This is a genomic window from Paenibacillus sp. 7516 (genome assembly GCF_002272715.1).
In the GTDB taxonomy this organism is placed as follows: Bacteria; Bacillota; Bacilli; order Paenibacillales; family Paenibacillaceae; genus Paenibacillus; species Paenibacillus illinoisensis_A.
The window spans coordinates 107,060-113,059 of sequence record NZ_NPBI01000028.1; the positions used below are offsets into that span (position 1 = coordinate 107,060).

Consider the following 6,000-nt stretch of genomic DNA (forward strand, 5'->3'; position numbering starts at 1 on the left):
CCTTCAGCTAGCCTGAAATGTGGCGCGGTTCGCTGCGGTGAACCGTGCTTTTTCTTGTCTTTTTATGAAAAAGGAAATGGACTTTATGAAACAAGAATGATGTTTCTGAACATTTCAGAAATCAGTTGACAATAATGACATATGCCATTAAAATTTAAACAATTGTTTGATTCAAACGATCGTTTAAATCAAATGTGAACTAATCTATATTGGAGGACCTTATTCTATGCTACAGGCATTACGTATTTTATTGAAAAAGCCACCAGTGATTGTGGGGATCGTAACAGCACTAATGTTCCAAGTGATCTTCAGTGTCATCTGGATGACCGCATACTCCGGCGTGAACGACCGCACGACTGAATTGACAGTAGCCATTGTGAACGAAGATGGCGAGATGTCCCAAGGTATTGCGGCTAGTTTGACTAAGACGCTGCCTTTCCATACGGTATCGGATCTCAGTTCCGCTGAGGCATTGGATCAGCTGAATCATCACCAGGTTCACATGGTGCTGAATATTCCGGCTGGCTTTAACGAGCTTCTTCAGACTGCAGGTTCCACAGCTGAGATCAAGTACACCATTAACGAAGCTAACCCGGTGACGATCAAAAGCATGATGCAGGGTGTCTCCCAAAGTGTGACAAACACAATCAATAAGCAAGCGACTGCGCAAGGCGTACAGACCGTATTGACTGCTGCAGGAGCACCTGCGGATCAGGCGGCCGATGCTGCTGCCAATCTGGCTACCCGGGTTGAAGGCACAACAACTTCGATTAATCCGGTGAACGGCATGAATAATCAGATGGTACCGATGATGATGGTACTGGCTTCTTATGTCGGCGCCATGATCATGGGTATGAATCTGCAAACGGCTATGGGAATGCTCTCAGCAACCCACTCCCGCTTGACGTTGTTTGGTGCGAGAATCGTGATTAACATCGCATCCGCTCTAGTCGTATCGCTGCTTGGCTCATCGCTGATTGTTGCGCTCGGAGGACAGATTGCTCAAGGATTCATCGCCTTCTGGTTGTTCCAGGCTCTGTTCCTCTGCACGTTCATGTTCTTCTCGCAGTTCTTCCTGATCTGCTTCGGGCCTGCAGGAAGCCTGTTCAACATCATCTCACTGTCCCTGCAACTGGTATCTTCCGGTGCAATGGTACCCCGTGAGCTGCTTAACGGTTTCTACAGCGGTATCGGACAGTACTTGCCTGCAACGTACGCAGTTCAAGGTATTCTGAGCGTTCAACTTGGTGGACCTGGCGTTCAGTCGGCAGCCGGATCTGTTGCGATTGTTCTGGTCATCGCGGTTGCCCTCTCCCTGGTAGTGACCTTGCTCAAAAAACATCGCATGCCAGCAGGTGCACCAAGCCCGGCTCAAGTGAACAGCTAATATTACAGATGTAAATGACTCTATAGTATTGGAGCAGGCACCCCGGTGGATCTTAACCGGGGTGCCTGCTGTGTATCAAGGACCAGTTAGAGCTCTGACATGATATGGTCATGCCTTGCGCTTTGAAAGTTAAACTTTCATAATAAATAGATGAAACAGCTGGCTGCAGCTCCGGAAGCTGGAGCAAGATAAGAACGGACAAGAGGAGCGAACGGAATGACGGAACCGGAATTGGATATCAAAACGAGGATTTTGCTCGCAGCCAAAAAACTTTTTGCGCAGCAGGGGTATGACGGGACAAGCGTTCGTCAAATCTGTGATGAGGCGGGTGCCAATGTGTCACTGGTCTCGTACCATTTTGGCGGAAAAGAAAAGGTGTTTGAAGCGATATTTGAGCACTTCTTTCCTGGTCACATGCTGACTGATTTGGCTGCGGAGTCCATGTCCCCTGTGGAGGGTATCAGCAAAATTGTAGGTGAAGTCGTGAAGTTCACGATGACGGACTGGGAGATGAGCGACATTGTACAGCTTGAAATTACACTGAACACTCATCGCACGGCCACGGTATTTCGGTTCCTGGACCCTGTCTGGACCAAAGTAAATGATCTGCTGCAGGAAGGCAAAGACCAGGGTGTATTCCAGATCGATTCCGTATCTTATGCAATGCTTCAGGTCATGGGTGTGGCTCTGGCACACAAACGTGCCAAAAACTCACGGTTTACGTTTAACTATGAAGACATGGATACAGATAAGCTGGCTGAACAGACGATTGAGTTCGTACTACGAGGATTGGGAGTGAACAGACATGAATGAAACCATTGAATTGATGATGAAACACCGCTCGGTGCGGAAATTCAAGCCGGATCCGGTAAGTGAGGAGCAGCTTGCGACAATCGTGGCTGCCGGGCAGATGGCTTCCTCTTCCAGCAGTGTACAGGCATATAGCGTCGTTGCCGTGACGGAACCAGAACTAAAATCGAAGCTCGCTGCATTGGCAGGCAACCAGGCTTATGTAGAAGAATGCCCTGTTTTCCTCGTGTGGTGTGCAGACCTGTATCGCCTGAGTGATGCGGCGAAGCGCCACCAGCCGGAGAAGGAGTCTTATGCTGATTCCACAGAGAATTTTATGGTAGCAACGATCGATGTGGCTCTTGCCTCCCAGAATGCCGCTCTGGCCGCTGAGTCGCTCGGTTTCGGGATTGTATATATCGGCGGTCTGCGTAACAAGATTGAAGAAGTGACTGAACTGCTGGGACTGCCGGAAGGCGTATACCCTGTCTTCGGCATGTGTGTCGGTATAGCCGACCAGGAAACCGGCATTCGTCCGCGTCTGCCGCTGAATGCTGTTCTTCATCGTAATCGCTATGATGCCGAAGAGACGCTCCGGGGTGTGGAAAGCTATGACGAAACCACGACAGCCTATATGAAAGCACGCACCAATGGTGAACGTACGACGCCGTGGTCTGAGTTGATGGCCAAACGCCTTACCGAGCCAGCACGTCTGCAGATGAAATCGTATCTCGAAGGCAGAGGCTTTATGAAACGTTAATGAAGGTCAACCAAAAGGGTCAGCCGGGAAGTCCGGCTGACCCTTTTGTCGTCTAACTGTGCTATGCATTAGGGTAAACGGTAGAACCGCTTCGTGTTCTGGTAAAAGAGACGCGCTGCCCGCTCGGTTCCCATGCCCGTAATCTCGCTCCAGGCCTGAATCACCTGCTTCGTCATGGCGGGATGTGTCATCTGTCCGTGAAACGGCCCTTCGAAGGGCCAGGGCCCATCCGTCTCTGCCATGACCTGTTCAGATGGATATTGTCTTGCCAGCTCACGAATCTCCTCTTCATACTGAATGTCTGGCGTGAAGGAGATGAAGTACCCGTTATCCGCCATTCGCCGCACGGTTTGACGGGAACCCTTGAACCAGTGGAAATGGGCGCGTCTAACCTGATATTGTTCCAGCAAGTCGCATGCGATGTCGGCATCCTCATAAACGGCATGAAGCACGATGGGTTTGTTATGCCGCTTGGCGAGTTGAATAAACCGTTCGAGCAGCTCGATATATCCACTTTGATCAAAAGCAAGTCCTGCCTGTTCTGCTTCCTGGCGATTGTAGTAGGGCAGTCCAACTTCCCCGATGGCTACCGCTTGTCCGATATGCCTTTCAATCCAGTCGAAGAACAGGTTCTGATCCTGCGCTGAAGGCAGGGGCTGTTCGGGATGAAAGCCAAAAGCCGGATAGATGAATCGGGGATTCTGTCTCGCCAGCTCCAGATTATCCTGTGCCGAGGTGATATTCATGGAAACGGCGATGACAGCCTCAACCTGATGATCCGGGAAAGATTGCAGCATATGCTGCTGTTCCTCCACGGTATATTTGTCAAAATGGATATGAGCATCAATCAGTGGTGCAAAAGCTTGGGAATGCATGAAGTGGCCCCTCCTAGTCATCTTTTATCTTTTGAAGGTTGATACGTGAATATCATGAATGCGGATCACTGTTTTGGAAAAATATAACGAAAAACCCGTGCTATGGAGTTAGCCGGGCTTTTTTCTGTTCTTCTTTCATCCACTCCGAAATCTGCCGTTTGCGTTCGAGGAAAGCCTTCTCTTCCGTAATTTCTTCACGTCTTGGACGATCAAAAGGGACATGTACCTCATGCAGCACGGTCGCAGGTCGGTTGGATAATACATAGATTCGATCGGCAAGCAGCAGTGCCTCTTCGATATTGTGGGTGATAAACAGCACGGATCGGCGGTTTTGTTCCCATATATCGAGCAGCCATCGCTGCATGTCACTGCGTGTCAACGCATCGAGGGCGCTGAAGGGCTCATCCAGCAGCATCAGTTCCTGCGGACTGAGCAGGGCACGCAAAAAGGCTGCCCGCTGCTGCATACCGCCCGATAACATGTGCGGATATGCCTGTTCAAATCCGCCCAAACCGACGCTGGAAAGCCACTTCCTTGCTTCCGCAAGCGCTTCTGCCTTGGGTGGCGTATGTGCTGACACTTCCCCGGCAAGCAGCACGTTGTCTTCAATGGTACGCCAAGGAAAGAGAGCGGGCTGCTGCGGCATATAGCTGATTTTGCCCCGCTGCCCGGTAACGTTCTGTCCGTTCATGAGAACCTGGCCTGTTTGGGGTTTCAACAACCCGCCAATGATATGAAACAACGTGCTCTTGCCGCATCCGGATGGTCCAACGATCGCCACGAATTCACCCTGCTCTACGGTCAGGGATAATCCGTTCAGGACAGACAGCTTGTTCCGCCGTTCCCGGAAGGAAGCATGGACGTCCTGTACTTCCAGTGCAGGCAGACTCTGCTTACCCGAATCGGAGGTAGCGGTGGAAGCAGTGCGGTGTGATCCTTCTTTGCTTGGCATTGTGGAGCTTCCGCCAGGTACAGGTGTTGCCTGTTCGTTATATTTGAGTGTCATCTCGCATTCACTTCCTAACCTTGTATAGTGCTTGTGCTGCAATTCAGCGCTTCTGTGGTCGCCAGCGAACGAGCAGCTTCTCCAGCAGGGCAATAAACAGGAAGAGCAGCAGGCTGAGCGCGACAATAATCATGATCGCAACGAATAGACGATCTGTCCGGTAAGCGGACTTCTGAAGCATCATGTAATATCCGATCCCTTTGTCGGCTCCGATCCATTCGGCAATAATGGCACCCATGACGCTGTAAGTAGCAGCAATCTTGACACCGGAGAAGATGGAAGGCAGTGCGTGCGGGAGTTCCAGCTTCCAGAAAATCGGACCGCGTTTTGCTCCCGCCATGCGCATGTAATTCATCATGGCGGCATCCGTTCGCGTCAGTCCATCCATGGCAGCGACGGCAACGGGGAAGAAGCAGACCAGGATGATGGTAATCAGTTTGGGCAGCAGTCCGAATCCGAACCAGATCAGGAGGAGCGGAGCGAGCGCAATCGTCGGTATATTTTGACTAAGAATAAGTAAAGGATACAGAGCAGACTTCAGGAATGGAATCAGATGCAGCACCATGGCGATCAGCAGCCCAACCAGCGTGCCCGCTGCAAAGCCAACTAACGTGAGTTGAATGGTCGCCCATGCATGCATGCCCAGGCGTTCTGCTTGGGAAGCGGCTTCGTGCGCGATGTCGGAAGGTGCGGGCAGCATCCATTTCTCAATATGAAACAGGGACACGGCGCCCTGCCATATGGCTATAAAGAGAATAACCGCCACAATGGGCGGCCATACACTTTTGAAGTACGTATGCATTAGCGATATTTCTCCGTCAGGGTATCCATACTGAAGCCGTTCGGGCTGTGGGCAATTTTGATCTGAGAGATGATGCTTGGACTGCCAGCCTCCACGAGCACCTCATGCATTTTACGGACAACTTCCAGCAGTTCCTCCAGCTCACCCTCCATTGTGGTGTCGAGCGGATTGACCTGATATTTCAAGCCGGATTGCTGAATCACTTCGATGGCCCGATCTACATAAGGATATGAATTTTCGCCATTCGGCGTTTTGGGAATCACTTGAATGCTAAGCAGTGTACTTGCCATGAGAGATCACGGCTCCTTTCGAGATGAGTAAGTAGAACATCGTGAATGTACACTTTACCACTTCGATTGCAGCACCCTCTTCCGATCGCTG

7 protein-coding genes are annotated in these 6,000 nt (G+C 50.8%); 3 read left to right on the forward strand and 4 right to left on the reverse strand.

What is annotated here, in order from left to right:
* The first annotated feature begins 226 nt into the window (after positions 1-226).
* The 3 genes from CHI14_RS23075 to nfsA all read left to right on the forward strand — a co-directional run bounded on the left by CHI14_RS23075 (position 227) and on the right by nfsA (position 2,936).
* The gene (locus CHI14_RS23075) at positions 227-1,387 is read left to right on the forward strand and encodes a YhgE/Pip domain-containing protein (RefSeq protein ID WP_095291655.1); all 1,161 of its coding nucleotides are present in this window, start codon (positions 227-229) and stop codon (positions 1,385-1,387) included.
* Between the two features lie 216 nt (positions 1,388-1,603).
* Positions 1,604-2,200: a TetR family transcriptional regulator gene (locus CHI14_RS23080; protein WP_095291657.1), complete on the forward strand. Its 597-nt coding sequence runs from the start codon at positions 1,604-1,606 to the stop codon at positions 2,198-2,200.
* A complete protein-coding gene (gene nfsA, locus CHI14_RS23085) occupies positions 2,193-2,936 on the forward strand; it encodes an oxygen-insensitive NADPH nitroreductase (RefSeq protein WP_095291659.1) in 744 nt (247 codons plus the stop codon). The genes CHI14_RS23080 and nfsA overlap by 8 nt, the downstream gene beginning before the upstream one ends.
* Positions 2,937-3,004: 68 nt before the next feature.
* Here the strand turns inward: nfsA and CHI14_RS23090 are convergent, their stop codons facing one another.
* The 4 genes from CHI14_RS23090 to CHI14_RS23105 all read right to left on the reverse strand — a co-directional run bounded on the left by CHI14_RS23090 (position 3,005) and on the right by CHI14_RS23105 (position 5,909).
* Positions 3,005-3,811: a TatD family hydrolase gene (locus CHI14_RS23090; RefSeq protein WP_095291661.1), complete on the reverse strand. Its 807-nt coding sequence runs from the start codon at positions 3,809-3,811 to the stop codon at positions 3,005-3,007.
* A 100-nt stretch (positions 3,812-3,911) separates the two neighbouring features.
* A complete protein-coding gene (locus CHI14_RS23095; RefSeq protein WP_095291663.1) occupies positions 3,912-4,817 on the reverse strand; it encodes an ABC transporter ATP-binding protein in 906 nt (301 codons plus the stop codon).
* Between the two features lie 43 nt (positions 4,818-4,860).
* Positions 4,861-5,619, reverse strand: coding sequence for an ABC transporter permease (locus CHI14_RS23100; RefSeq protein ID WP_095291665.1), 759 nt, complete (start codon positions 5,617-5,619; stop codon positions 4,861-4,863).
* A complete protein-coding gene (locus CHI14_RS23105) occupies positions 5,619-5,909 on the reverse strand; it encodes an MTH1187 family thiamine-binding protein (protein ID WP_095291668.1) in 291 nt (96 codons plus the stop codon). The genes CHI14_RS23100 and CHI14_RS23105 overlap by 1 nt, the downstream gene beginning before the upstream one ends.
* Between the last annotated feature and the right edge of the window lie 91 nt (positions 5,910-6,000).

Bases quoted from the DNA above. Each gene is read 5' to 3' on its own strand.
- CHI14_RS23100 (WP_095291665.1), bottom strand. From the start codon at position 5,619: ATGCATACGTACTTCAAAAGTGTATGGCCGCCCATTGTGGCGGTTATT.
- CHI14_RS23075 (WP_095291655.1), top strand. From the start codon at position 227: ATGCTACAGGCATTACGTATTTTATTGAAAAAGCCACCAGTGATTGTG.
- CHI14_RS23095 (WP_095291663.1), bottom strand. From the start codon at position 4,817: ATGACACTCAAATATAACGAACAGGCAACACCTGTACCTGGCGGAAGC.
- CHI14_RS23105 (WP_095291668.1), bottom strand. From the start codon at position 5,909: ATGGCAAGTACACTGCTTAGCATTCAAGTGATTCCCAAAACGCCGAAT.
- CHI14_RS23090 (WP_095291661.1), bottom strand. From the start codon at position 3,811: ATGCATTCCCAAGCTTTTGCACCACTGATTGATGCTCATATCCATTTT.
- nfsA (WP_095291659.1), top strand. From the start codon at position 2,193: ATGAATGAAACCATTGAATTGATGATGAAACACCGCTCGGTGCGGAAA.
- CHI14_RS23080 (WP_095291657.1), top strand. From the start codon at position 1,604: ATGACGGAACCGGAATTGGATATCAAAACGAGGATTTTGCTCGCAGCC.